Here is a 25,768-nt window from a genome sequence, read left to right as displayed (position 1 = left end):
TTCATCTTACATAAAATGAACGGAAAATTTTTGATATCAATTGCTAAAATGTACGAACAGTATGAGGAAACAAAATATAAAAGACCATCTGTAAATGACAGATAGTCTAACCGTATTTATGAATAATCCGTTACGATGAATGTTCCTGTCGTAGCAAAATTCGTCATGTCTTGGAAAATTCCTTCTACTTCTGAAAGTTTAATTTCCCGATTTACCATTTTCCCTGGTTGTAATTTACCGAGGGCAACTTGCGATAAAAGGGAATCGAAACGGGAAGCTGGCATACCAAGGGTAGTAATAAAGGATTTTTCAGCAATGACCATTTCATCAATCGGAATGGAAATGAAGCCACCTTCTTTTTTCGTCGTTACGCAGAAAGATAGCGCTTTCATGTCTTAGGTAAATCGTATAATAGCGAGGGAGATAAACCTATTACTAATTTCGGATGAATACACTACCTAAAAGGGGATGTTTTTTGAATCCATTATCTACCTTTTAGACTATAAAAGTGTTTCGGAAAATAAAACATCCCAATCCATAAATGAATTAGGATGATTTTCATTATAAATAGTTGATGACAGTATTTTTCACTTCTTCAAGTGTGGCTGTTCCACCTAAATCCCCCGTTTTCACACCAGAAGATAGGGTTTTTTCAATAGCGGTTAAAATTCGCGTACCAGCATGATAATGTCCTAAGAAATCTAGCATCATTTTACCTGTCCAAATCTGCCCAATAGGATTTGCGATACCAAGACCTGCAATATCAGGGGCAGAACCATGTACAGGTTCGAACATAGATGGATATTCCCGTTCGATATTTAAATTCGCAGCTGGAGCAATACCAATACTACCCATAATCGCTCCACCAAGGTCAGTTAGAATATCTCCGAATAAATTAGAAGCTACAATTATATCAAATGCTTGTGGCTTCATGACAAAGAAAGCAGCTAAAGCATCAATATGCTGAACAGACGTATCAATTTCAGGGTAATCCTTTTTGACTACGTTAAAAACTTCATCCCAGAACGGCATAGAATAAGTTAGACCGTTGGACTTCGTCGCACTTGTTACGTGTTTGCGGGAACTTTTTGCTAATTCAAAGGCGTAACGCATAGCGCGTTCCGTACTTTTTCTAGTGAAGATTGCATTTTGAATAGCGATTCCATCTTCGCCAGTATGAATACGACCTCCGCTGTCCGAATATTCACCTTCTGAGTTTTCCCTAACAACAGTAATATCAAAGTTTTGTGGATTCTTTAATGGGGATTGTAATCCAGCTAACAGTTTTGCGGGTCGCACATTAATGGACTGTTTCATTCCACGGCGTATTTTAATAAGAAGACCCCAAAGTGAAATATGATCAGGTACAAGTTCGGGCATGCCGACCGCCCCTAAAAAAATTTGATCATATTGTTTTAATGTTTCTAATCCATCCTCAGGCATCATTTCACCATGTTCTAAATAGTAATCACAACCCCAAGGAAAATAAGTCCATTCGAACTTGAAGCTGCCGTCCAACTTTGCAATACTATCCAATACTTCGATAGCTGCTGGAACGACTTCTTTTCCAATACCATCCCCAGGAATAACAGCGATTTTGTATGTATTCATCAACGAACACCCCTTTTATTGAATTTTCAATCTCTTAAAATATTAACACATTTTCCAATGCTATTTCGGAGCGGGTTAAACCCTCTTTTATCAATGATAGTTAATATCTTAAGGGGATTCATATAAGGGAAGTGGTTATTTTAAAACAATACTATGGATCGAACTAAATAAATTACATAATTTAAATGCTATGGGTTTATAAAGTGTAATACCGATTTTAACTCACTATATCGTTTTCGCATAAAATAAAAAGGCAACATAAACAAAGTTTATTGTTACCTTCTTCGAAATGAAGTTAGAACCGATTTGTATTATTCTTTTTTTTGAGTTGCAGTTTTTGTTGCTTTTGCTTGTACGTGTTCTTTAGCAATTTCCATGTTCGCTCTTAAAGTAGCTGAGTCTAAGTTGTTATTTAATGCAGCTTCTTCATTTAGTTTCTCTTCCTTTTTCATCCTGATTTCCTCCATTACTTTTAGCTGTCCTTTAGATTGCCCAATTTCATGTAGAAAATGTCATGTTATTCAAAATGGGTTTCTATTTAAGGTGCGTTTACATAGTATTAGCAAAAATATGGATACTATAATGCAAAGGAGTGATACGAATGGCTATATGTCCTTTATGTAATTCATTAAAAACGTTAGAAGTAAATTGCCCAAAATGTCATACGACATTAGAGGATTCAGGGAAAGTGTCTGATTATTTGGATCCTTATGGACACTATAATGATGAAGAAACGGTCAAAATGGGAGATGGTTATCCTAATACGGCAAAAGATCAAATTTGTCCCCATTTAATGGTTTGTAAGTCTTGTGGATATGATGAAGTACGGTTTATTAAAGAGGAATAATGAATGGTCATCGCACTGTTTATTTACAGTGCCTTTTTTTATTTTTTAATAAGTTCGCCGTATTTTACTCCCATTAGAATGAAGGGATTACTTCCATTAATAATAGGGAATGTACTATTTGTTTTTCTGTTGTTAAAAGTATATTTTCTTCAGATTGCTTTGCATGGGAATACACTGTGAAATATTTTGATATAAAATATAGGAAGGAATGGAGGAAAGTGTTATATTTGGTACATAATTCTAATAACAGACATGTTACTCAAACTTCTGTCAAAAAGTAAATAGATGGAGGGGAAGTTAAAACATATGTAATAGAAAAGAGATCGTCAATTGGAAGACGATCTCTTTGGAAACTTTGGAATAATCGATTATTTAAGAAATGACTTTATGTTGAGTATTTAAAACCTCTTTCAATGAATCGAGTTCTAATTTGTTTAGTGGCACCATTGGTAAACGTACACCACCAACCGGAATTCCGTTTAAATTTAAAGCTGCTTTTACTGAAGTCGGATTAGGAGTAGCAAAAAGTACTTTCATGATAGGTAACAATTTACGATGGTCCTTTGCTGCTTCACTTAAGTTCCCGATTAGGAATTTTTTAATCATCGCTTGCATCTCTTGACCAATAATATGAGACGCCACTGAAATGACACCAGCTCCTCCAATGGATAAGACAGGTAATGTTAAGCCATCATCCCCGCTATATAATGAAAAATTACTAGGTGTTTTTTCGATAATTTCAGCCATTGCATCTAAATTACCACTAGCTTCTTTAATCGCAACGATATTTGGTATTGCTGAAAGACGAACAATCGTTTCAACTGAAAGACTTACAATGCTGCGACCAGGTACATTGTATAGAATGATTGGTAAGGATGTTTCATCTGCAATTGCTTTGAAGTGTCGATACAATCCTTCTTGAGAAGGTTTGTTATAGTATGGAGCTACTAACATGATGCCATCCACACCAACGTTTTCAGCCTGTTTTGTTAATTCAATCGAGGCTTTTGTGTTGTAAGAACCTGTACCGGCAATAATCGGAACTCTCCCATCTACAACCTTCACAGTAAATTTAAATAATTCTACCTTTTCATCTTCTGATAAAGTTGGGGATTCTCCAGTCGTACCTGAAATGACTAAAGCATCTGTACCGTTGGCAAGCAAATAATTAATTAAGTTTTCGGTAGCCACCCAATCAATTTCTTCCCGTTCATTAAAGGGAGTCACCATAGCAGTTAAAATTTTTCCGAAATTCATACTTCTCCACATCCTTATATTTTATTAGAAAATAGAGGGAGAAGGGCGTTAAGTTAAGTAAACGCAAAAAAGCAACAACGAGGGATCGTTGTTGCGTAGAAATAAACTTCATTTCTTTGCGTAAGATAGCCCTCCATATAGAAACCTATATGACAGTCCTGCATTTGTTCAATAACAGAACCAGCTTCGAGATAATGAGGCTCTCAAAAGCTTCGGCAAATTCCCCTTTCCACAATTGTCATAGGATCTCATTATCCTCAAATTGCGTACTGATGGTCTTTGCTCCTCTATCCTTACTTCAAAAGGTAATTGAAATAAGTGAATATTTAATTATTAAAATCATACATGTTTAAACGTAAGATTGCAATACTTTAACTGTCATTTTTTTCATCTACCATATAAAGATTTTGAAAAGCTATTTCAACGTGGTTTTATTAATAAGCCTTGAAATTAAACATTTATTTAGTGAAATTTCCGTCATAAAACGAATAAAAAAGACATGTAATTGTTATTTGAATTTTATTATGACCTTTTGATTTTATTTACATGTAAATTTTTTTGACAAAATTAGTATGAAAGTATACGAGGGAAATTGATACTTTGGTGGAATGATTTATCACAGTATTAATTAGCGCACCTGGAACATTCTAATATCACAAGGAGGTGAAGAAAATGGCTTCTAATAGAAGTTCAAATAAACTACTGTTTCCTGGTGCACAAGCTGCAATGGATCAAATGAAATATGAAATCGCACAAGAATTTGGTGTGAACCTTGGACCTGAAGATGCTTCACGCGCGAATGGTTCAGTTGGTGGTGAAATTACAAAACGTCTTGTTCAAATGGCAGAGTCACAATTAAAAGGACGTTCTGGACAATAATTGAAAATTTAGAGTGACTGGGGGCTGATACAAAAAACTTCATTTTTTGTGTCAGCCTTTAAAAATGATACATATAATATTGCCCCATTTTTGAGACGATTATTGCTAGATAGCAAACAATATTATAAAACTGTTAAATATTAATAAATAAGTATATTTATATCTTACTTTTTGATATTATTTAATTGTTTGAAAAGTCTTATAAATGGGAGATGAGTTTTAATGTGGAAGAAAGTTTCCGCCTCTGCCTTAGCTTTATCGATAGCTGTTGTCGGTATGACAAATATTGAACAAGCAAGTGCTAAAAAAGTAGATGAGGTAACACGTGGCGAATATGTAAAAACAGTTATTGAAGCTATGGATGTAGAATTAGGTTCAGGCAAAACGGTTAACTTTAAAGATGTTCCTGATTCTTTAAAACCGTATATTGAAAAAGCAATTGAATTACAACTCATCGAAGGAAAGACGGATAAACGTTTTGCACCAGAGGGAAAAATGACCTTAGAGGAAGCCGTTGTCAGCCTTGTTCATATGCTAGATGATGACAAAACGTACTCAGAAGATACTTTAAAGAAATATAAAGATTATCATGCAATTAAAAAAGAAAATCGTGATGAATTTGCAAAAGCGGTTGAATATGGGTTTTTAAATAGTTTTGAAGGAAAAACGTTAAAACCGAAAAATGTCATTTCTGAATATCAATTATATCAACTATTAAACGCTTTTCTTGAAGAATATAAAACAACCGTTGATTTACGTATTTTAGGTACATCAGACATTCATACAAATTTAATGAATTATGACTACTACAAAGATACTGAATCGAACAGTTTAGGTCTTGTTAAAACAGCAACATTAATTAAAGAAGCGCGTAAAGAAAATAGCAACACATTATTATTTGATAATGGTGATACGATTCAAGGAACTCCATTAGGTTCTTATAAACAATCGGTTGATGTTTTAGAAGAAGGGGAAGAACATCCATCGATAACGGCAATGGAACTGTTAGATTATGATGCATCGACTCTTGGGAACCATGAATTTAATTATGGATTAGATTATTTAGATGAAGTTTATGATGATGCTGATTTCCCATTTGTTAATGCGAATGTACGTGATGCAAGTACAGGTGATTATATGTATACGCCATATGTCATTATTGAAAAAGAAGTTGTAGATGAAAAAGGCAAAGAGTCTACAGTCAAAGTTGGTGTAACAGGTATTGTTCCACCTCAAATTTTAAATTGGGACAAGTCTCACTTACTTGGACAAGTGACGGTAGATGACTCAGTACATGCAGTTGAAAATGTTGTTTCTGACATGGAAAAAGAAGGGGCAGATGTAATTGTCGTTCTTTCCCACTCTGGTATGGGTGATATGACACATACTGAAGGGGAAGAAGATGTCACTTATTTGTTATCTAAAGTAAAAGGTGTAGATGCAATCATTTCAGGTCATGCCCACCAAGTATTTCCTGGAGATGTGGATGCATCATTAACTGGTGTCAATGTAGAAGAAGGAACGATGAATGGTGTTCCTGTTGTTATGCCAGGTAAATACGGAAGTCATTTAGGTGTGATTGATTTAACGTTGGAGAAAAAAGGTAAGGATTGGAAAGTTGTTAATGGAACAGGGGAAGTTCGCAAAATTGCTGCTGATTCATCTGACGTAGATCAAGATGTGGCGGAAGCGGTGAAAGAAGCCCATGATGGGACGATAAATTATGTTCGACAACCAGTAGGGCAAACAACAGCTGATATCCATAGTTATTTCTCACAAGTGTTAGATGACCCATCGATTCAAATTGTAACAGATGCTCAAAGTCTTTATGTGAAGGAGAAAATCAAAGGAACGGAATTTGAAAATCTTCCAGTATTATCAGCAGGTGCACCATTTAAAGCGGGAACTCGCAGTGATCCAGAATATTATACATTTGTTCCGAGCGGTGAACTTGCGATTAAAAACGTAGCCGATTTATATTTATATGATAATACATTGGCAATCCTTAAAGTTACGGGTGCTGATGTAAAAGAATGGCTTGAAATGTCTGCAGGTCAATTCAATCAAATCGACTCAAATAGTACAGATGAGCAACAACTAATTAATACGAATTTCCGTTCTTACAATTATGATGTTATTGATGGAGTAACTTACGAAATTGATGTAACTCAACCTGCAAAATATGATCCGGATGGAAATTTAATTCATCCAGAAGCAAGTCGTATTGTAAATTTACAATATAATGGCGAACCAATTGATTTAGAACAGGAATTTATCGTAGCAACAAATAATTATCGTGCAAATGGAACATTCCCAGGGGTGCGAAACGCATCATATGTAGAAGTTTATCCGGATGAAAATCGTCAAGCGATTATTGACTATATCATTCAAAATAAAACCATTGATCCAACTGCTGATGGTAACTGGAGATTTGCTGAACTTCCTTTAAATTCAAATGTTATTTTTGAAACATCAAAAAAGGCAGTTGATTTTATCCCAGAAGGTAGCACGATTCAATTTGGAGAGGGCTCCGATGGATTCGGTAAATATTCTTTAAACTAATGTTCAATACTCCACATAAGTAAATGCTTGTGTGGAGTTTTTATGTTCTTTTCAATTTTTCAAGTTCTTTTAGTAAATATTCCATTTGCTTTTCTAAGTTTTCAATTCTTTCATTGGCATCGTTATAATAACTACTACCTATATTTCTATTCGAATTATTGGCAATTACTTCACTTTTATATTCTTCGAGGTCTTCTAATAAATCTCGAACGGCCAGGAAAGATGCTGTAGTAGAAATAATGCCTCCCACAGTTGAAATGAGTCCGCCAATAGCACCAAGTTTTGCAATGAAAATATCGGTTTTCAGCGCATCTATCTTTTCTTGTTGAATTTGGTCAGGATAACGAGATGGATTACGATTTCTACTTTTAGTCATTCCTAGACCTCCTTCAAAATTATTTCATAGTAGTTTATGAAAAAGTTGAAAAGAGGTCAATGACAACAGAACTATTAATGTTGATTACATAGTAATTTCTTGAAAAAATTGCTGAAGGAAAATTATGAAATAGCATTTAAATATCCATACTACAATTTGAGGTGAAGTGGTATGTATAAATTATTGTCCCATAACGATTTGGATGGGGTAGGCTGTGGTATTTTAGCGAAGCTTGCTTTTGGTCAAGATGTGAAAGTGAGATACAATTCAGTATCTTCTCTTAATAGAGAAATTGAATACTTTCTAGAAAATGATTCACCAGATACATTTTTACTCATTACGGATTTATCTCCTAATGAAGAGAATGAAAAACGTTTAACAAGTTATTACAAAGAACATGGGAATGTCCAATTAATTGATCATCACAAAACCGCTTTACATTTAAATGATTATGAATGGGGATACGTTGTTGTAGAGGAGGAAAGTGGAAAGTTAACTTCTGCTACTTCTTTATTTTATCAATATCTTGTTTACCATCAACATTTAGAAGAAAGTGCTGCTATTTCTGAATTTGTTGAACTTGTAAGACAATATGATACATGGGAATGGGAAAAAAATGAAAATCATAAAGCCCATTCATTAAATTCCCTTTTTTTCTCGTATCTATCGACGAATTTGAACTGAAAATGATTGAACGTCTTCGTACAAGTGACCATTTTGACTTCGATGACTTCGAAAAGAAGTTGCTGAATATGGAAGAAGATAAAATTGAACGCTATATAAGAAGGAAAAAAAGGGAGATTGTACAAGCATTAGTTGGAAAGTTTTACGCTGGCGTTGTTTATGCTGAATCTTATCATTCCGAAGTAGGGAACGAATTAGCAAAGGAACATCCCCATCTTGATTACATTGCCATATTAAATATGGGCGGGAAAAGAATATCATTCCGTACAAATCGTGATGATGTGGATGTTTCAGAAATTGCAGGACGTTATGGGGGTGGAGGTCACCAAAAAGCTTCAGGCAGTTCGTTGACCGAGGAAGCATATAAACATTTTGTCTTAAATACGTTCCATTTAGATCCGCTCCATGAAGATGCCAAAAGAAATCGTTACAATTTGATGGAATCTGAATTTGGTTCCCTCTATATAAATCGACGGGAAGATATTTTCTTGCTAACTATGAAGGATGAACAATGGTTGATTGAAAAAAATGGAGAAGTATTAGATCTAACTTTTTCTACTTATAGTGAATGTGAGAACTTTTTAAAAAGGAATTACGAAGCTTGGTTAGCAAGGGATGATGTGTTTGTAGAGTATTTAATGAGCAAAGTAAAGGCGGCAAAAGGAAGTTAAATATGTTCCGTTTACCCCCATTCATAGTACTTTTAAAGTGGCCAATGGTATTGGTCACTTTTTTTACTTAAAAAGAGGGAATTTCAACGAAGTTCAGTGTGACTTTAATAATAAAAATAAGTATCATTAAAATAATTATAACTTGAAAATTTGGTGGGGCAACGATGGACAAACAATATCGTGATTTAGTAAAAACGGAAGAACAATCTTTTAGAAACAATGAAGAACAAAAATATAAAGAAATGGTCGATTCAAAAATTAATTTTATTAAAACATTGAAAAATATACAAAACGGTATTTTTACAATGAAAAAGAATGATGATGGAAAACTCTTTTATACAGTTGCTATTGGTAAGTTAATGGAGGAAATTGGAGCAGGTGAAGATATTATTCTAAACCATTCTCCCCACGAAGTTTTTACTGAAGAAATCGCGAATATAAAGCAATTACATTATGAAAAAGCATTTCAAGGTGAACGGGTAAATTATGAAATCGAGTTGAAAGGTAAGCGATTATTTATCGATATTACTCCAATTAAAACGGCTCATGTTGTTACCGAAATTTTAGGTACAGTGCTCGATATCTCAGAATTAAGGTCTATCCAAAAAGAACTTCAAGTGAATCAAGAGCAAATGAATTCATTATTAAATTTTAGTCAAGATTATCTCATTATTTTTAATCAATTTGGTCAAATCATTAATATGAATTTCAAAGCGAAGGAGCTTTTTGAGTTAACGAATAAAAAGGTTGATTTTTTGAAGTTAGAAAAAAACGTTATAGAACAATATGTTCCTAATTTAAATGAGTTTTTAGATCAAGCCCTCAAGGGGAATTTTAAACATTTTGAGCTTGATGTTTTATCGAAACAGAATGAGAAAATGTTTTTTAGCGCAACTTTTTTTCCAATTATTGTAGATAATATTATTGTAGGTGCTTATCTAATAGGAAAAGATATAACGGAACAAAAAAGAATACAAGATTTAAATGCTTATTTAGCCCATCACGATGAACTGACTACCCTTTTTAATCGAAGATGGATTGAGCAAAAAATGAAGGATTCCATCCAAGAAGCGAGTCGAATTAATAAAAAACTTGCGGTTATGTTTATTGATTTAGATCGTTTTAAATTGATTAATGATACGTTAGGTCATTTTATTGGGGATGAATTGTTAAAAGAAATTGGGAAGAGAATATTAAATAATATTAACCAAGAAAACCATTTTGCCGCTCGTATGGGTGGGGATGAGTTTACTATTTTATGTACAGATGTGGAATCGGAAACGTCCGTATTTCAATTAGCTGAGACATTTTTGCAAAATTTAACAAAACCTATCTATATAGAAGGGTTAGAACTTTTAATAACAGCGAGTATGGGAATTAGTTTTTATCCATCGGCAGGAATTGACGTTGTAGATTTGATGAAAAAGGCAGATATCGCTTTATACCGTGCAAAAGAACTTGGTCGTAATATGTACCAAGTCTATGACCATTCGATGATTAAACAAAATTATCAATCATTTTTGTTAGAAAGAGACTTAAGAAAAGCAATTTTAAATAATGAATTTACAGTCTACTTACAACCGAAAGTGGATGCCTTAACAGGAAAGATAATTAGTGCTGAAGCATTAATACGTTGGAAACATCCTCAACTAGGACTCATTTCACCGAGTGATTTTATTCCAATGGCAGAAGAAACAGGGTTAATTATTCCATTAGGCAAATGGATAAAAAGAAAAGTTTGTGAACAGTTGGTTAAAGTGGCGGGAAAAAGGTCTTTCCATTATTCCGATTAGCTACAAAAAGAGTTTTCAAAAGAAATACGACAATTGCTTGAGAGTTCCATTTAGAAGGAAAATGGTTAGAAATAGAGATTACGGAAAACTCAATCATGAGGAATGAAGAAAACGTGCTTTCAAACATTAAGAGAGTTAAAGGAGTTAGGCGTTAAAATTTATATTGATGATTTTGGAACGGGTTATTCATCTTTTCATTATTTAAAAACCTTCCATTTGGATGGGATTAAAATCGACCGTTCATTTATTCAAAACATTTCTTCTGAATCGGAAAACGCCAGTATAACTGCAGCGATGATTAAGATGGCTCAACAATTAAATTAGAAGTGATAGCGGAAGGAGTCGAAACAAAAGAGGAATTGAACTATTTGCTTGAACTGAATTGTCATTATATACAAGGGTTTTATTTCGGGAAACCTTGTCCAATTGAAGCTTTTAAAACGAAATATTTATTATGAATAGTCCATTCATTTTTCTAAAAGTTTCATAACAAAATCGGAAAAATTGAAACATAATCCAATTCTCATGTATGATGAAGTCGGAATAGTTTAAAAAACCTACTTTACTTTTTAAAATGGACGGTATAAGTACATAGAGGAGTGGAATAAATGGAAATTGGTTTAACAACCTTTGTAGAAACAACACCTGATGTGAATACAGGGAAAGTAATTAGTCATGCAGAACGTATAAGAGAAGTTGTCGAAGAAATTGTGTTAGCAGATCAAGTAGGACTAGATGTATTTGGGGTTGGCGAACATCACCGAAAAGATTATGCTTGTTCAGCTCCAGCGGTTTTACTTGCAGCTGCAGCCTCTCAAACAAAGCATATTCGATTAACGAGTGCTGTTACAGTTTTATCTTCGGATGATCCTGTACGGGTGTTCCAAGAATTTTCAACGGTTGATGCCATTTCCAGTGGACGAGCGGAAATTATGGCAGGTCGTGGTTCGTTCATTGAATCCTTCCCTTTATTTGGCTACGATTTGAAAGATTATGATGAATTATATGAGGAAAAATTAGATTTATTATTACAGATAAGAGAAAAAGAAGTTATTAACTGGAGTGGTAAACATCGCCCTGATATCGTTAATCGAGGAGTTTATCCTCGTCCTGTTCAAGATCCATTACCGGTTTGGATTGCAAGTGGTGGGACACCTCAGTCGGTTGTTCGTGCAGGAGTACTTGGCTTACCATTAGTTTTAGCTATCATTGGTGGAAGTCCATTACAGTTTGCGAACCTTGTGAAATTGTATTATCGAGCTGCAGAAGAAGCAGGACATGATATTTCAAAGTTAACAGTTGCTTCCCATTCCCATGGCTTTGTTGCTGAAAGTACAGATGTAGCGGTGGAAAAATTCTTCCCACCAACACAAAGAGCAATGAATGTGTTAGGTAGAGAGCGTGGATGGGGTCCATATACCCGGGAAACCTTTGACTACGCCCGTAGTTTAGAAGGGGCATTATATGTAGGAGATGCAAAAACAGTAGCTGAGAAAATCATTTTCCTTCGTAAAAAAGTGGGGATAACACGTTTCATGTTACATTGCCCAGTTGGTTCAATGCCCCATGAAGATGTTATGAAAGCAATTGAACTTTTAGGTAAAGAAGTTGCTCCGATGGTTAGAGAAGAAATTAGTCGTTGGGAAGCAGCTGGAAAACCTGAATAATAGAAAGAGCTGTCCAAATACATATATTTTTGGACAGCTTTTTTTATGCATTATTCTTTCCCCTTGATTTCCTTCGTTGAACATCTAATTCGCCTTTTAACCCTTTCAGTAATGAATAGGACATAAACAACATAATAATAGCAAATGGTAAAGCGGCGACGATGGATGCTGTCTGCAATACTTCCAATCCACCAGAAATGAGCAATACGGCCGCAACAGCTGATTGGATAATTCCCCAAGTCATTTTAATTTTGTTCGAAGGGTTTAAAGTACCGCCCTCACTTAACATCCCTAAAACGAAGGTTGCTGTATCAGCAACTGTAACGTAGTAGATCGCAACAAGGGCAAATCCTAAAATGCTTAAAAAGGAACTTAAAGGTAAATGTTCAAAGAAAGTAAAAATCGCTAAAGACACATTATCTGCAATAAATTCTGCTAAATCATGGTTATCTGAATGGACAACTAAATCTAGAGCAGAACCTCCAAAAATAGACATCCAAATACATGTTCCAAGGGTAGGGACAATAAGTACTCCGATAACAAATTCTTTAATCGTTCTCCCCCTTGAAATACGGGCAATAAACATGCCCACAAATGGAGCCCAAGCAATCCACCATGCCCAATAGAATAGTGTCCAACTTGCAATCCATTCCCCTTCACCAAATGGTTTTAATCGTAAACTCATTTGTATAAAGTCGTTTAGATACATTCCAGTTGTATTAAAAAATACTTTAATAATCGTTAATGTAGGACCGACAATTAATAGCAATATTAAAATGGCAAAAGATATTATCATCGCACCGTTTGATAAATATTGAATCCCTTTTTCTAAACCTGTATTAATTGAAATAAGGAAAATAATTGTAGCAACAACAATAACGATGATTTGAATAAGTAATGTATTTGGGACATTAAAAATAGAATGCATACCGGCCGTTACTTGTAATGCACCTAGTCCAAGGGATGTTGCAATACCAAAAACTGTAGCAAAAACAGAAAGAATATCAATCGTTTTCCCTAAAGGACCATATATGCGGTCACCTAGCAATGGATAAAAAACAGAGCTAATTGCTGTAAAATGTACCCTATAAGAAAGACACTTGAAAAAAGGTCTCTCTTATAGGGTACTTTTATTTATAATGAAATAAAATAAATGGTTGATGGAGCGGAAGAACATGTCGAAAAAGTTATTTACAGATCAAGAACAGAAATTACTCAAGAAACATCCTTATGTAAAAGCAGTGAGTGAAAAAGCAATAACATATACAGATGAATTTAAAGCAAGAGCCATTAAAGAATATGAGGAAGGGAAATTTCCACTTCAAATTTTTGAAGATGCAGGATTTGATATTGATATCGTAGGTAAAAAACGTGCAAAGTCTGCTTTAGAGCGATGGCGTGCTGCTTATCAAAAGAATGGTGTAGCTGGGCTTGTGGATACACGTAAACACTCTTCAGGACGTCCACTTGAGCGAGAATTAAGTATAGAAGAAAAGTACGCAAGGTTAGAGGCGCAAAATGCATTATTACGTGCAGAAAATGAACTACTAAAAAAGATCGATTTAGCAGAAAGGTTGTTGATAAAGAAAAAGAGAAATTAACAGCGGAACAAAAATTTCAGTTGATCCAGTATGTGATAGAAAAACACCGCTTAAAAAGAATGGTAAGCTACCTTTGTAAATTAGTTGGAGTCTCTCGATCGGGCTACTATCGTTATTTTTCAGAAGAAGCACAACTTAGTAGACAAGCTAGTGATCAGGCAGATGAGACAGTCAAAGAAATCATTTTAAAAGCGTTCAATTTCCGTGGTCGTAAGAAAGGTGCACGTCAAATTAAAATGACGTTAGAAAATCAGTATCAAATTACATATAACCTAAAGCGAATTCGTCGTATCATGAAAAAGTTTCAAATCATCTGCCCCATTCGAAAAGCAAATCCATATCGAAGAATGGCCAAAGCAACGAAAGAACATAGAACTTTACCAAATCTATTAAACCGTAAATTTAAGCAAGGAATCGCTAGAAAAGTATTATTAACAGACATTACATATTTGAGTTATGGAAAAGGAAAACGTGCCTACTTATCCGCTATAAAAGATGCCGAAACCAATGAAATTTTAGCATATGAGACATCGGATAAAATTACACTAGATATTGCATTAAATACATTAAAGATGTTGAAAAAGAATGGGATAAAATTGGCCGATGGCGCATTCATTCACTCTGATCAAGGGTTCCACTATACCAGCCCCCAATTTCAAAAGATGGTAAAGAAAATGGGACTAGAGCAATCTATGTCACGTCGTGGAAACTGTTGGGATAATGCCCCACAAGAATCGTTTTTTGGTCATTTTAAAGATGAAACAGACTTTAAATCGTGTGAAACATTAGAAGAAGTAAAAAGAGAGATTAAGAGTTATATGACTTATTACAATCATTACCGAGGTCAATGGAACTTAAAAAAGATGACGCCTGCACAATACAGTCACCATCTTCTTCAAGTTGCTTAAAAGCCTTTTTTAAAAATGTCCTTTACAAAGGGTACACTTTACTGCAGGAAGTCTTTTATTATATTGAAAGAAGGCAAGGGCTAATCCGATAACTGTGTAAATGGCCCATGGATGAAGTCCCCAGTGAAAAAACGTATAAGACATGGCCGTATTCGCGGAATCAATCGTATATCCTTCACCGAAGGGAGGTGTTGTAAAGTGGGTTACTGGCTCAGCCACACTCCAATAGACGATCCCAATCCCCATACCAGCTCCAAATAACATAGCAAGCCAGGAAGGTGTTTTAAAATCGGGACGATCCGTTGCTTTTCCGAGCCTTATATGGCCAAATTTTGAAAAAAGTAAATAGATGGAAAAAACAACGAAGAAGAAAGTAGCTCCAATATAGACCCATCCTAAATTATTAATTGTTCCGTTATAAATAATATTCGTAACCTTCGTTAAGTTTTCGGTGAAAAACACTCCCCAAATGATAAAGAGTAATGTGAGTATTAAGGAAATAATAAAGACGCTATTTTCTTTTAGCTTTCCAATCATGAAAATCCTCCGTTTACTTCTTGATGTATGTTCATATAGTGAGTAAGGAACAAAATTATTTGTCACCTAAATGATAAAGAAAAAGCCACTTTTCTGTATCCATTAATTCATCTTGATGTAGGCTTTGTCCATTGCCGAGAAAAACCGTACTACCTTCAATACCGATGACCATTGCTTCTAAGGTAGTTTCTTTATCATTTTTTTTATACACATCCCCTACTATCGGAAGGAGGTCATCAACTCCGATATTCTCTGATTCATTACCATTAAGGGGAATATCTTCATTACTTCCTTTATCGCGATATTCAATCGGATTACTTTTTTCATGTCGTCCTGGCACCATTAATAAATATTCATGGTGACGAATTCCGTTCGAATTATTTGTAATAACGCCTTTATTTTCAACGGTTGCAACAACTTCAATTTCATTTAAAGAATAGTGATCTAAATAATCTGGGGTAGGGTTTGTAATTAATATATAATCCCCGACTTCGGCTCTCCTATCCTTTGAAAGGGTATAAACTTTTTTATTGAAAATAAAACTATCTAATTCTTTCGGTTGGTATCGTTCAACTTCAGCTGCACTAGATAAATGTTGTGTTAAATCGCGAAGTCGAATTAAATGAACGGATTTTTTATACATTGGTTTTACAGCATAAACTCTATGCAATTCATTTTCATAATAAACAAATTGTCCCTTTCGAACTTGAAATAATTTCATGGAAGACACTCCTTAAAACCCATTTTCTTTAGGATGTTCAATTGAATAGAAAATATGTTGATGTCATTACACGATGCTACGTCTTAAGACTTAGAAAAAATTACAGTTTAGGGTCACTATTTTCTTTCGATTAATCCGGTATCATAAAGTTAAAGTGATGAAAGAGGAAGGGAAGAAGAATATTTTGAATAAAAAATTTGCGATTGGTATTTTATTAATTGCCATTGTGGCGGTCGTTTTGTTTAATGTTTTTTCAAATCGAAATTCGGAAGATGAAGTAAAAATGAGTAAAGATTATACTCATGTCGAAGTTGACTCTGATAATGTGCACATAAATATCCAACCTACAAATAGTGATACAACGACAGTTCAACTAATGAATAATGAAAAAAATCGTTATAAACTTGATGTAGACGTAAGGGGAAATACATTAAAAATCGATGTTGATCGAAAATGGTATAAAAAATTCTTCTTTAATTTTTTTGCGGATACACCAACGGTTAATGTATTGTTACCGGAAAAAGAGTTAAAAGAAATTAATGCAACGACTGATAACGGGGATATTTTAGTAGAAAATGTGAAAGTAGAGAACTTTATCGGAGAAACAGATAATGGAAATATCGAGGCAAAGAAGATGGAAGTAGAAGATTTTATTGGCGAAGCAGACAATGGAGATATGGTTCTTGAGGAAATAACGAGTAAAGTCATTACTACTGAATTGAATAATGGAGATATCATCATTAAAAATAGTATCGGCACAATTGAAGGCGAGTCAGATAATGGTGATATTTCGATTTACACTAACGTGTTAGAGGAAGCAATGGAGTTAAAAACGGATAACGGTTCAATTAATATTGAAACAAAGAAAGAACCGTCCAATCTTTTCATTGATGTAAAGACGGATCATGGTAAAGTGAGTGTTTTCGGTAAAGACAATAAAGAAACGACCTTCGGTAATGGGAACACAGTGGTAGAATTGACATCTGATAATGGGGATATTACAGTAAAGTAAAATAATGGAACTTTGAGGTGTTCAAGTTGAATAATCTTGTCATTCGAGAAATCCACTCAGAAGATCTGGAATATCTGCATGAATTCTATCGATTTGTAATTACCCATACTTTTGAAAGAGAAGGAATCGCTCATTTAAAAGATGATATTGAAAGGGAAATTGAGACGAAGAAAAAGTATTTAGAAGATGCAATTTTATCTAATGGTAAGGAACGTTATTTTTTATTGGCCTTTGGGGAAAATCAAATCATCGGTTCTATCGAATATGGACCTGTTAGTCCTTTAATAGTAAAGGAAACAAATGAAGAGTATCAACATTTACCGGAAGTTGGATCTTTGTATGTGCATCCTAATTATCAAAAACAAGGGATTGGCAGTAAACTTTTACAAGGTATTTTTCAAGTATTGAAAAGTAAAGGAATTAAAGAGTTTTGCTTTGATAGTGGGTATAAAGAAGCGCAACAAATGTGGACGAATAAGTTTGGAAATCCGAATATTCTTTTAAAAGATTATTGGGGTGAAGGAGAACATCATATGATATGGAGAAGACAGGTTGATAATGTATTAAAATAATAATTAGAGGCTCATCTATGTGAGCCTCTAATTATGAAGAACGTAAATGTTTTGTAATCCGTTTCTTCATTGTTAAATGCCTCCTGACAACGTAAATTTCGTTGTACTACCGAATTTCCTGAAAGCCCATATATTTGCTACAAAGTGTGTAAACTTTTATGATGTAACTATTCCTTTTTAGGAAAGATGGTTTGCAAAATATAGGATTTGGATGTTTCCTTCAAACACTAAAGAGATTAAAGAGTAAAGGTGATTAGAAATGAAAAATGATGTAATGAGTGCTGATCAATATTATCAGCAGGCAGAAGAGGAAGCAAGGCAATATTTTAATGTGCTTTATAAAGAAGTTATCGACAAGTCCTATTTAGACACTTTAGTTGATGACTTTCATTGGTGGGGAAAAAATCATATTCATTCTTCTAAACTCTTTACTTTATTCTCTCTGAAAAAAAGAAAACCAAATTCAAAGGATAGCGTACGTTATATAAAATGGTTAGATTATACGAATCAATTAGACGATTATTTAAACCGAAGCATTTCGTATATATATTTACGTGATTTAGGTAAAACCTTGGATGATCCAACGACAAATTTAAAAATCAATCGAGTAGTAGAGCAAGTAAAGGAACAGTTACTTTTATCGACAAAAAATAATGAAAATGAATTATTTACCTTTGATTGGATCATTAAAAAAGCTAAAGAAGAACAAATAGAAGTAGTGGTAGATTGGCTTATTAACAAGTTAAATAAAGTTGCCACAAAAATTCCAGAAAAACTAGATGCGGTTAATGCCGAACGAAAGCTTGTTAAAATTATTGCTGGCGTACTAATGCATACAATGGATGAACTGGATGACCAAGTATCCTCAGCGGAACGTATAAATAAATTAGAAGATGCAATACGATTAGGTTATTCCTATGGTTTAACTTATCCTTTCATAGATGACCTCCTGGATTCGAATTTATTGTCTGTAAAAGAAAAAGCCCAATACTCACAATTAATCCGAACCTCACTCCTTACTGGAACGGTCCCTCCTTTAAATGAAAGAAGTTGGTCAAAAGAAACCCTTGAGTTTATAGGATTTATCCATCAAGAGCTAAAGGAAGCCTTCGAATTCATTCAGTCCCATCAAAAATCTGATAAATTTTTTCAACAAGCCTATATATTTTTTCAATCCCAAGAAGTAGATCGAAGGAAGGACTTAGATTTTACTAATTACTCTAACGAGGAACTTTATATACCGATTATTTTAAAATCCTCTTCCTCTCGATTAATTGCTAGGGCTGTTATTCAAGAAACGGATGAAGACTTTGAACAACGAACCTTTTTATATGGTATATATAATCAATTGGCAGATGACTTTGCTGATATGTTTGAGGATTTAGAAATGGGTGCAGTTACCCCTTACACTTATTACATGACGCACTATGACAAGAGAAGGGATTTGATTAACCCTTTCGAAATGTATTGGGCTGTTATAATGAATTTAATTCATCGTGTTTATCACGCTGACGTTAAAACGAAGGACGTTATATTAAAACGTGCTATTAATGGATTAAAAAGATTTAAAGAAAAACATGGTCATACGAAATATCGCCAAGTGATGGAAATGTTTACTAAAGATATTCCTCAGTTAAAGGATTTGTTGCAGAGAGTAGTAGGGAAAGCCGATGATGTAGCCTTCTTCGACAAACTATTACGTGATCAGATGATTGATAGTTTAAAAAGGGAACGGAAGGAGAGGGACTATTTTAAAGCAAAGATAAAAGATGTAAAAGAGCAAATCAATCAACATTTACCAATTGCCGATGAACCTTTTTTGCTTAAGGATGATCTTATTGAAGCAGCTAATTATAGTTTAGTAGGAGATGGCAAAAGATTAAGACCGATCATTAGTTGGTTTGTCGGAGTAGAAATGTATGGATTAAAAGAAACCGCCCTCGTTCCTCTCTTTAACTCATTGGAATATATGCATACGGCTTCTCTCATTTTTGATGATTTACCTTCCCAAGATGATGCATCGATTCGTAGAGGACGCCCGACGGTACATGAAATATATAATGTTGCGTTAGCAGAATTGACAGGTTTATTTTTAACCCAAAAGGCGATGGAGCAACAAACATTACTACAGGATTTTGATGCACGTAATGTACTGGAATTGGTTCGCTATTCTGCCCAAGTGACAGCAAACATGTGTAAAGGTCAAGGGTTAGATTTACTATCTAAAGAAAGAAAGTTTACTTTAGAGGAACTTCATACGATGGGTTTCTATAAAACAAGTTTAGGATTTGAAGCCTCTCTATTGATGCCCGCCATTTTAGCGAATGCATCTGAAATGGAAAGAAATAGTTTGAAAAAATTTGCACGTCATGCGGGAATTGCCTTTCAAATTAAAGATGATTTACTAGATCGGATAGGTGATGCGACGATATTAGGAAAGCCGGTAGGGAAAGATGTAGATAATGAAACATCTACCTTTGTTACGATTTTAGGAATAGAAGGTGCTAAAAAGGCGATGTGGGAACAATATTGTTTCGCTTTGGAAGCTTTAAAAGAAATTCCTCATGAAACGAATTTTTTAAAACAATTATTAAATTATCTTGTATTTCGAAACAGTTAACACAAGATTGTATTGAGTAAAAACCCGTGATGATTTATTTGTCATCACGGGTTTTCTCATTTATTGAATTGTTTTTATTTTATTATGGTCCTGTGTCATTTCGTTTCGTTTTCCGTAGAAATTCACAATCAATACACTTGAAATGGCGATAAGACCACCAATAATAGAGAGGGAAGCTGGTAGTTCGTTTAACCAAATCCAAGCGACGATAATCGCAATTACCGGTTCCAAATAAAGAACACTTGAAATCGAGCTGGCATTTGCTTGAGATAATGCAATGGCCCATGTTAAATAGGCAACAGCCGTTGGGAATATGCCGATATATAAAGCGGTCATATTCACTTCGATAGAAGCCGATTGTATCGTTTCGAAAAGACCAGGGGCAAAAATAAGAAAGGGTATTGTACCAGCCCAAGTAAAATAGGCTGTTAATTCAATAGCTGAATATTTTTTAAATAAAGGTTTTTGATAAACGAAAAAGATCGATGTTGCAATAGCAGCAAGAATTGTTAAAAATACGCCTGGTGCAATGCCGAATGTTGTATCACCAGAACCTAATGCAATGAGGGAGATGCCAATAAATCCAAAAGCTAAACCAACCCATCCTACTTTACTTAAACGTTCCTTCAATATTAAAATCGCAAAAATCGTTGTGAAAATAGGACCGGATCCAATAAGCATACCCGCGGTTCCCGCACTAATTGTAAGTTGTCCAAAGGTAGCACAAATATGATAGCCGCTAATTCCAACCCATCCGAGGAGGGCAATTTTCCATATGTCCCTTTTTTCAGGTAATCGAAATTTCAGCTTTGGTATGAACGCTATTATTCCAAAAATAATAGAAGCAATTATAAACCGAAATAAAATTAAATGTCCTGCAGAATAGCCACCACGAAGGCTGAAACTATTCGCAGCAAAGGTAGAACCCCATATTAATACAGTTAAAAGCCCTAGCATTAAAGCTTTTGAATTCACTAATGTTCACCAATCTTTCTACTATAAATCATAGAAACTATCTTCTCATGTCTATAGTAAGATTAGCAAGACTATTTTCTCCCTTTATGACACCTAATAGACTTTCAATTAGATGGCTTGTCTTTTTAGAAGACAAAAAAACTGACCCAATTCGGCTTTTTTGGGTCAGCCAAGGTTGCCATTTTAAAAAATTCTCTTTTTCCCTTGTTCTTCTTTTAATATTTCTACTGCCTCTCTGAAACGAAGGGAGTGGACAATTTCTCTTTCACGTAAAAACTTTAATCCATCATTTAAATCCGGATCATCAGAAACATCAATAATCCATTGGTATGTTGCCCTTGCCTTTTCTTCAGCGGCGATATCTTCGTATAAATCGGCAATCGGGTCACCTTTTGCTTGGATATAAGTAGCGGTCCATGGATTGCCAGACGCATCATGATAGAACAATGCGCGGTCATGATTTACATAGTGATCCCCTAATCCAGCCGCTTTCATTTGTTCAGGTGTCGCATCTTTTGTTAATTTATAAACCATCGTTGCAATCATCTCGAGGTGGGAAAGTTCTTCTGTCGCAATATCATTAAGTACACCAATTACTTTATCAGGGATTGTATAACGTTGGTTCATGTAACGGAGGGCAGCAGCAAGTTCACCGTCTGCACCACCATATTGTTCAATTAAAAACTTCGCAAGCATAGGGTTACATGTACTTACTCTTACAGGATATTGCAATTTCTTTTCGTAATAATACATGGCCGTTCTCCTCCCCTCACAACTTATTCCTATTTGTAACTTTTATAGACGAAATGTTGAAATCCTTTTCCTCCTATATGAGTTTTGAAAGGTTTTCATTAAACTTGCCATGGCCAAGGTGAATCATCAATACTCCACGGGTAACTCGAATAACTTCTTCCAAAATGCATAAGTGGGCCAAATCTCTTTTCAAATTCGACTTTTAATTGCATACTCCGTTGAGCCGTTTCATTAAACTGTTTAATTGCTTCAAAGTCATGGGGGTGAGTATTTAAATAGAGGTTTAGTTCAACTAACACAAAGTCAATGGCTTGAAGTTCTTCTAGACATTGATAATATTCTGGTGGTATTTGCTTAGGCACTTGATGTCCCTCCTTTTATAGGATCCGGGTAAGGGCTATATAATTGTGGCCAAAGTGTACCATGCATTAGTGCCTGATGCGGTGTTTCAAATTGTTGAAGTCCAACAGGTTGAAAAGTTATATAGAGTTGTGGAGGGGTTGAATAACTTTTGACTCGTATTGGTTTACATGGGTCAAAGGGTCCAACAAAAGGTTTCCAATACTTATACTGTGATGACATATGATCCTCCTTTCGATTTTTGTAACACCTAATTTATATGAATGGAAAAATACAATTATTCACAAAAAAATATCATTTTTATATCCTCTCAATTTAAAACAAGGAATTCGTATTAAATAGAATAAAATGGCATTATGTTATAATATAGAAAAAAATAAAAGGGGTGCAAAAATGATTAAAATTACTGCCGACAGTACATGTGATCTTTCTCCGAATCTTTTAGAAGAATTGGATATTACATTAATGCCTCTCCATGTTTTGATTGATGAAGATGATTATCGTGATGGTGTGAACATTTCTCCTAAAGAAATTTTTGAATTTGTAGGGGAACAAGGGAAAACTTGTACAACTGCTGCAGTGAACACGTTTGAGTACGAAACTTTTTTTGCTCAACATGCGCCATCTCATGAAGCAGTGATACATATTTGTTTAGGGTCTGATTTTTCATCCTGTTATCAAAATGCTAAAACGGCTGCCCTTAATTTTGATAATGTCTTCGTAATTGATTCCAGCAATTTATCAACTGGTAGTGGACATGTCGTGTATGAGGCTGCTTTAATGGCAAAAGATAACGTTAAACCTGAAGAAATTTGTCAACGTTTAGAAGCGATCATACCAAAGGTAGATGCAAGTTTTGTCATTGATAAAATGGATTATTTAAGAAAAGGTGGTCGCTGCTCGGGAATTGAAGCCTTTGGAGCCACTTTACTAAAAATTAAGCCTTCTATCGAAGTAGTCGATGGCAAAATGAAGGTCGGTAAAAAATACCGTGGAAATTTCCACCGATGTCTTGAAAATTATGTGAAGGATCGATTGGAAAACAATGAAAACATTGATAAGAGTCGAATTTTCATCACCCATTCCCATTGTTCACCTGACACTGTCGAAAATGTAAAAGAATTGATTCGTCAATTTGCCGATTTTGAGGAAATGATTGAAACAACTGCAGGATGTACCGTTTCAACCCATTGTGGTCCGAATACTTTAGGGATCCTTTATAAAAGAATAAAATAATTTTTTTGGAGCTTACTAAATTTTTATTTATTTAGTAAAGCTCTTTTATTTTCTAAGATAATAGTGGATTTCACATGACAAAAATCGTTGGGAAATGAAAATTATATTATCGAGTATCCGGTATCATTATCGGATTAACTTCATACATTGTTAAAAACACGCCCTGAATGGAGGTAAAAACTATCGATATTTTAAACAGGGTTCGACAATATAGAGAAGAAGAGGATAGCCTGAAATGGGAAGGTACATTTGCAGAATACTTAGAGATTGTTAAGGAAAGACCCGAAGTTGCTCAAACAGCCCATTCCCGTGTATACAATATGATTAAAAGTGCTGGTGTAGCTGAAAGAGATGGTAAAAAAATGTACCATTTCTTTGGAAAAGAAATTTTTGGACTTGAAACAGCATTAGAAAGATTAGTGGAGGAATATTTCCACCCAGCAGCAAGAAGATTAGACGTTCGAAAAAGAATTCTATTATTAATGGGGCCTGTTAGTGGAGGGAAGTCCACGATTGTCACATTATTAAAAAGAGGATTGGAGCAATACTCTAGGACAGAAGAAGGGGCAGTTTATGCCATCAAAGGATGTCCGATGCATGAAGATCCGCTCCATCTCATTCCACATAATTTAAGAGACGAGTTTTTTGAAGAATATGGAATTCGCATTGAAGGGAGTTTATCTCCATTAAATACAATGCGTCTACAACAAGAATACGGTGGTCGTATTGAGGATGTTATGGTTGAGCGGATCTTTTTCTCTGAAGATAAACGGGTTGGAATTGGGACATTTACACCATCGGATCCGAAATCACAGGATATTGCTGATTTAACTGGAAGTATTGACTTCTCAACAATTGCAGAGTATGGTTCTGAATCAGATCCACGGGCGTATCGTTTTGATGGGGAGCTTAATAAGGCAAACCGTGGGATGATGGAGTTCCAAGAAATGCTCAAATTAGACGAAAAGTTTTTATGGCACTTGTTATCTTTAACTCAGGAAGGAAATTTCAAGGCAGGTCGTTTTGCGCTCATTAGTGCAGACGAGCTCATTGTAGCCCATACAAATGAAACGGAATATCGTACTTTCATTTCTAATAAAAAGAACGAAGCATTGCATTCGAGAATTATCGTAATGCCTATTCCGTATAATTTAAAAGTTTCAGAGGAAGAGCGTATTTACGAAAAAATGATTAGAGAAAGTGATATGGCTCATGTTCATATCGCCCCTCATGCATTGCGAGCAGCAGCGATATTCTCCGTTTTAACAAGATTAGAAATTCCGAAAAAACAAGGCATCGATCTTGTGAAAAAGATGCGTTTGTATGATGGAGAAAGTGTAGAAGGATTTAACTCCGTTGATGTGGAGGAACTGAAAAAGGAATATCCGAATGAAGGTATGAATGGGATTGACCCCCGTTATATTATTAACCGAATTTCTTCCGCTATTATCCGAAAAGAAGTACCTTCAATTAATGCGTTAGACGTTTTACGTTCCTTGAAAGACGGATTAGACCAGCACGCATCGATTTCCGAAGAAGATAAGGAAAAATATATGAATTACATTGCTATTGCCCGAAGAGAATACGACGAAATTGCGAAAAATGAAGTGCAAAAGGCATTTGTATATTCCTATGAAGAGTCTGCAAAAACATTAATGAATAATTACCTGGATAACGTAGAAGCCTTTTGTAATAAAAATAAGCTCCGGGATCCAATTACTGGAGAAGAGATGAATCCGGATGAAAAACTAATGCGTTCCATCGAAGAGCAAATTGGTGTATCTGAAAATGCCAAACGGGCTTTCCGTGAAGAAATTTTAATAAGACTTTCTGCTTTTGCTCGTAAAGGGAAACGTTTTGATTACAATTCCCACGAGCGATTACGAGAAGCGATTCAGAAAAAACTATTTGCTGATTTAAAAGACGTTGTGAAAATTACGACTTCATCCAAAACACCGGATGAATCTCAATTGAAGAAAATTAATGAAGTGGTAGCAAGGTTAATCGATGAACATGGCTATGATTCTAATTCAGCAAATGAATTGTTAAGATATGTTGGAAGTTTATTAAATAGATAATATAAGGTATATATTCGAAGGAGTGTCCATAAAATTTAGGACACTCAC

23 protein-coding genes, 2 pseudogenes and 1 riboswitch are annotated in these 25,768 nt (G+C 34.8%); of the genes and pseudogenes, 13 read left to right on the top strand and 12 right to left on the bottom strand.

Features of this window, described 5'->3' with window-relative positions; all coding sequences use genetic code 11:
* Positions 1 to 116: 116 nt before the first annotated feature.
* The 3 genes from MHH69_RS15645 to MHH69_RS15635 form a co-directional block, all read right to left on the bottom strand.
* A complete protein-coding gene (locus MHH69_RS15645; protein WP_122971495.1) occupies positions 117 to 392 on the bottom strand; it encodes a hypothetical protein in 276 nt (91 codons plus the stop codon).
* 169 nt (positions 393 to 561) lie between these two features.
* Positions 562 to 1,611, bottom strand: coding sequence for a tartrate dehydrogenase (locus MHH69_RS15640; protein WP_341362699.1), 1,050 nt, complete (start codon positions 1,609 to 1,611; stop codon positions 562 to 564).
* Between the two features lie 311 nt (positions 1,612 to 1,922).
* A complete protein-coding gene (locus MHH69_RS15635) occupies positions 1,923 to 2,063 on the bottom strand; it encodes a hypothetical protein (protein WP_341362698.1) in 141 nt (46 codons plus the stop codon).
* A gap of 149 nt (positions 2,064 to 2,212) precedes the next feature.
* Here MHH69_RS15635 and MHH69_RS15630 point away from each other — a divergent pair, with 149 nt between their 5' ends.
* Entirely contained in the window at positions 2,213 to 2,458 is a 246-nt protein-coding gene (locus MHH69_RS15630) for a hypothetical protein (RefSeq protein WP_122971497.1), read from the top strand.
* Positions 2,459 to 2,830: 372 nt separating this feature from the next.
* Here MHH69_RS15630 and dapA read toward each other — a convergent pair whose 3' ends face one another.
* A complete protein-coding gene (gene dapA, locus MHH69_RS15625; protein ID WP_174232664.1) occupies positions 2,831 to 3,715 on the bottom strand; it encodes a 4-hydroxy-tetrahydrodipicolinate synthase in 885 nt (294 codons plus the stop codon).
* Between the two features lie 118 nt (positions 3,716 to 3,833).
* A riboswitch (Lysine riboswitch) is annotated at positions 3,834 to 4,013 on the bottom strand.
* A gap of 374 nt (positions 4,014 to 4,387) precedes the next feature.
* Between dapA and MHH69_RS15620 the strand changes: the two genes are divergently transcribed.
* Positions 4,388 to 4,594, top strand: coding sequence for an alpha/beta-type small acid-soluble spore protein (locus MHH69_RS15620; protein ID WP_122971499.1), 207 nt, complete (start codon positions 4,388 to 4,390; stop codon positions 4,592 to 4,594).
* A gap of 222 nt (positions 4,595 to 4,816) precedes the next feature.
* On the top strand, positions 4,817 to 7,156 hold the full coding sequence (locus MHH69_RS15615) for a bifunctional 2',3'-cyclic-nucleotide 2'-phosphodiesterase/3'-nucleotidase (RefSeq protein ID WP_341362697.1): 2,340 nt from the start codon (positions 4,817 to 4,819) through the stop codon (positions 7,154 to 7,156).
* 40 nt (positions 7,157 to 7,196) lie between these two features.
* Here the strand turns inward: MHH69_RS15615 and MHH69_RS15610 are convergent, their stop codons facing one another.
* On the bottom strand, positions 7,197 to 7,532 hold the full coding sequence (locus MHH69_RS15610; protein ID WP_341362696.1) for a hypothetical protein: 336 nt from the start codon (positions 7,530 to 7,532) through the stop codon (positions 7,197 to 7,199).
* 171 nt (positions 7,533 to 7,703) lie between these two features.
* Between MHH69_RS15610 and MHH69_RS15605 the strand changes: the two are divergent.
* The 4 genes and pseudogenes from MHH69_RS15605 to MHH69_RS15590 all read left to right on the top strand — a co-directional run bounded on the left by MHH69_RS15605 (position 7,704) and on the right by MHH69_RS15590 (position 12,347).
* Positions 7,704 to 8,887: pseudogene (locus MHH69_RS15605) on the top strand (DHH family phosphoesterase).
* Between the two features lie 164 nt (positions 8,888 to 9,051).
* The gene (locus tag MHH69_RS15600) at positions 9,052 to 10,680 is read left to right on the top strand and encodes a diguanylate cyclase domain-containing protein (protein WP_341362695.1); all 1,629 of its coding nucleotides are present in this window, start codon (positions 9,052 to 9,054) and stop codon (positions 10,678 to 10,680) included.
* 102 nt (positions 10,681 to 10,782) lie between these two features.
* Positions 10,783 to 11,138: pseudogene (locus tag MHH69_RS19355) on the top strand (EAL domain-containing protein).
* Positions 11,139 to 11,288: 150 nt separating this feature from the next.
* Positions 11,289 to 12,347 carry an LLM class flavin-dependent oxidoreductase gene (locus MHH69_RS15590; RefSeq protein WP_341362693.1) on the top strand — a complete coding sequence of 353 codons (1,059 nt, stop codon included), beginning with the start codon at positions 11,289 to 11,291 and terminating at the stop codon, positions 12,345 to 12,347.
* Positions 12,348 to 12,390: 43 nt separating this feature from the next.
* On the opposite strand, the gene MHH69_RS15585 is transcribed toward MHH69_RS15590, so the two are convergent.
* A complete protein-coding gene (locus MHH69_RS15585; protein WP_341362988.1) occupies positions 12,391 to 13,416 on the bottom strand; it encodes a BCCT family transporter in 1,026 nt (341 codons plus the stop codon).
* Positions 13,417 to 13,522: 106 nt separating this feature from the next.
* On the opposite strand from MHH69_RS15585, the gene MHH69_RS15580 reads away from it, so the two are divergent.
* Positions 13,523 to 14,856, top strand: a protein-coding gene (locus MHH69_RS15580; RefSeq protein WP_341361629.1) for an IS3 family transposase whose coding sequence is annotated in 2 segments (ribosomal slippage) — positions 13,523 to 13,910 and positions 13,910 to 14,856 — 1,335 coding nt in all. Because the reading frame shifts where the segments join, the coding sequence is not laid out codon by codon here.
* Between the two features lie 9 nt (positions 14,857 to 14,865).
* Here MHH69_RS15580 and MHH69_RS15575 read toward each other — a convergent pair.
* Both MHH69_RS15575 and MHH69_RS15570 read right to left on the bottom strand, forming a co-directional pair.
* Complete coding sequence (locus tag MHH69_RS15575; protein ID WP_341362692.1) at positions 14,866 to 15,393, bottom strand: BCCT family transporter; 528 nt, start codon at positions 15,391 to 15,393, stop codon at positions 14,866 to 14,868.
* 55 nt (positions 15,394 to 15,448) lie between these two features.
* Positions 15,449 to 16,114 (bottom strand): hypothetical protein, encoded by a 666-nt coding sequence (locus tag MHH69_RS15570; protein ID WP_122971506.1) that lies wholly within the window; start codon positions 16,112 to 16,114, stop codon positions 15,449 to 15,451.
* A 184-nt stretch (positions 16,115 to 16,298) separates the two neighbouring features.
* Here MHH69_RS15570 and MHH69_RS15565 point away from each other — a divergent pair, with 184 nt between their 5' ends.
* The 3 genes from MHH69_RS15565 to MHH69_RS15555 all read left to right on the top strand — a co-directional run bounded on the left by MHH69_RS15565 (position 16,299) and on the right by MHH69_RS15555 (position 20,318).
* Entirely contained in the window at positions 16,299 to 17,126 is an 828-nt protein-coding gene (locus MHH69_RS15565; protein WP_158599675.1) for a DUF4097 family beta strand repeat-containing protein, read from the top strand.
* Between the two features lie 17 nt (positions 17,127 to 17,143).
* Positions 17,144 to 17,698, top strand: coding sequence for a GNAT family N-acetyltransferase (locus MHH69_RS15560; protein WP_338322891.1), 555 nt, complete (start codon positions 17,144 to 17,146; stop codon positions 17,696 to 17,698).
* A gap of 259 nt (positions 17,699 to 17,957) precedes the next feature.
* Positions 17,958 to 20,318, top strand: a complete 2,361-nt coding sequence (locus MHH69_RS15555; protein WP_341362691.1) for a polyprenyl synthetase family protein — start codon at positions 17,958 to 17,960, stop codon at positions 20,316 to 20,318.
* Between the two features lie 60 nt (positions 20,319 to 20,378).
* On the opposite strand, the gene MHH69_RS15550 is transcribed toward MHH69_RS15555, so the two are convergent.
* The 4 genes from MHH69_RS15550 to MHH69_RS15535 all read right to left on the bottom strand — a co-directional run bounded on the left by MHH69_RS15550 (position 20,379) and on the right by MHH69_RS15535 (position 22,628).
* Positions 20,379 to 21,293 carry a DMT family transporter gene (locus MHH69_RS15550; protein ID WP_341362690.1) on the bottom strand — a complete coding sequence of 305 codons (915 nt, stop codon included), beginning with the start codon at positions 21,291 to 21,293 and terminating at the stop codon, positions 20,379 to 20,381.
* Between the two features lie 183 nt (positions 21,294 to 21,476).
* On the bottom strand, positions 21,477 to 22,046 hold the full coding sequence (locus MHH69_RS15545; RefSeq protein ID WP_122971511.1) for a manganese catalase family protein: 570 nt from the start codon (positions 22,044 to 22,046) through the stop codon (positions 21,477 to 21,479).
* Positions 22,047 to 22,144: 98 nt separating this feature from the next.
* Entirely contained in the window at positions 22,145 to 22,408 is a 264-nt protein-coding gene (locus MHH69_RS15540) for a spore coat protein CotJB (RefSeq protein WP_122971512.1), read from the bottom strand.
* On the bottom strand, positions 22,401 to 22,628 hold the full coding sequence (locus MHH69_RS15535) for a spore coat associated protein CotJA (protein ID WP_122971513.1): 228 nt from the start codon (positions 22,626 to 22,628) through the stop codon (positions 22,401 to 22,403). The genes MHH69_RS15540 and MHH69_RS15535 overlap by 8 nt, the downstream gene beginning before the upstream one ends.
* Positions 22,629 to 22,799: 171 nt before the next feature.
* Between MHH69_RS15535 and MHH69_RS15530 the strand changes: the two genes are divergently transcribed.
* Together MHH69_RS15530 and MHH69_RS15525 are read left to right on the top strand one after the other, a co-directional pair.
* Positions 22,800 to 23,642 carry a DegV family protein gene (locus MHH69_RS15530; protein ID WP_122971514.1) on the top strand — a complete coding sequence of 281 codons (843 nt, stop codon included), beginning with the start codon at positions 22,800 to 22,802 and terminating at the stop codon, positions 23,640 to 23,642.
* Between the two features lie 167 nt (positions 23,643 to 23,809).
* The gene (locus MHH69_RS15525) at positions 23,810 to 25,720 is read left to right on the top strand and encodes a PrkA family serine protein kinase (protein ID WP_341362689.1); all 1,911 of its coding nucleotides are present in this window, start codon (positions 23,810 to 23,812) and stop codon (positions 25,718 to 25,720) included.
* Positions 25,721 to 25,768: the final 48 nt, after the last annotated feature.

Origin of the sequence: Ureibacillus sp. FSL E2-3493 (assembly GCF_038077515.1) — a bacterium.
GTDB lineage: Bacteria > Bacillota > Bacilli > Bacillales_A > Planococcaceae > Ureibacillus > Ureibacillus halotolerans.
This window is presented reverse-complemented; position numbering and strand designations above follow the sequence as displayed.

Coding starts and splice junctions, on each gene's coding strand:
- MHH69_RS15645 (WP_122971495.1), bottom strand. CDS start 392: ATGAAAGCGCTATCTTTCTGCGTAACGACGAAAAAAGAAGGTGGCTTC.
- MHH69_RS15640 (WP_341362699.1), bottom strand. CDS start 1,611: ATGAATACATACAAAATCGCTGTTATTCCTGGGGATGGTATTGGAAAA.
- MHH69_RS15635 (WP_341362698.1), bottom strand. CDS start 2,063: ATGAAAAAGGAAGAGAAACTAAATGAAGAAGCTGCATTAAATAACAAC.
- MHH69_RS15630 (WP_122971497.1), top strand. CDS start 2,213: ATGGCTATATGTCCTTTATGTAATTCATTAAAAACGTTAGAAGTAAAT.
- dapA (WP_174232664.1), bottom strand. CDS start 3,715: ATGAATTTCGGAAAAATTTTAACTGCTATGGTGACTCCCTTTAATGAA.
- MHH69_RS15620 (WP_122971499.1), top strand. CDS start 4,388: ATGGCTTCTAATAGAAGTTCAAATAAACTACTGTTTCCTGGTGCACAA.
- MHH69_RS15615 (WP_341362697.1), top strand. CDS start 4,817: ATGTGGAAGAAAGTTTCCGCCTCTGCCTTAGCTTTATCGATAGCTGTT.
- MHH69_RS15610 (WP_341362696.1), bottom strand. CDS start 7,532: ATGACTAAAAGTAGAAATCGTAATCCATCTCGTTATCCTGACCAAATT.
- MHH69_RS15600 (WP_341362695.1), top strand. CDS start 9,052: ATGGACAAACAATATCGTGATTTAGTAAAAACGGAAGAACAATCTTTT.
- MHH69_RS15590 (WP_341362693.1), top strand. CDS start 11,289: ATGGAAATTGGTTTAACAACCTTTGTAGAAACAACACCTGATGTGAAT.
- MHH69_RS15575 (WP_341362692.1), bottom strand. CDS start 15,393: ATGATTGGAAAGCTAAAAGAAAATAGCGTCTTTATTATTTCCTTAATA.
- MHH69_RS15570 (WP_122971506.1), bottom strand. CDS start 16,114: ATGAAATTATTTCAAGTTCGAAAGGGACAATTTGTTTATTATGAAAAT.
- MHH69_RS15555 (WP_341362691.1), top strand. CDS start 17,958: ATGAAAAATGATGTAATGAGTGCTGATCAATATTATCAGCAGGCAGAA.
- MHH69_RS15545 (WP_122971511.1), bottom strand. CDS start 22,046: ATGTATTATTACGAAAAGAAATTGCAATATCCTGTAAGAGTAAGTACA.
- MHH69_RS15535 (WP_122971513.1), bottom strand. CDS start 22,628: ATGTCATCACAGTATAAGTATTGGAAACCTTTTGTTGGACCCTTTGAC.
- MHH69_RS15530 (WP_122971514.1), top strand. CDS start 22,800: ATGATTAAAATTACTGCCGACAGTACATGTGATCTTTCTCCGAATCTT.
- MHH69_RS15525 (WP_341362689.1), top strand. CDS start 23,810: ATGGAGGTAAAAACTATCGATATTTTAAACAGGGTTCGACAATATAGA.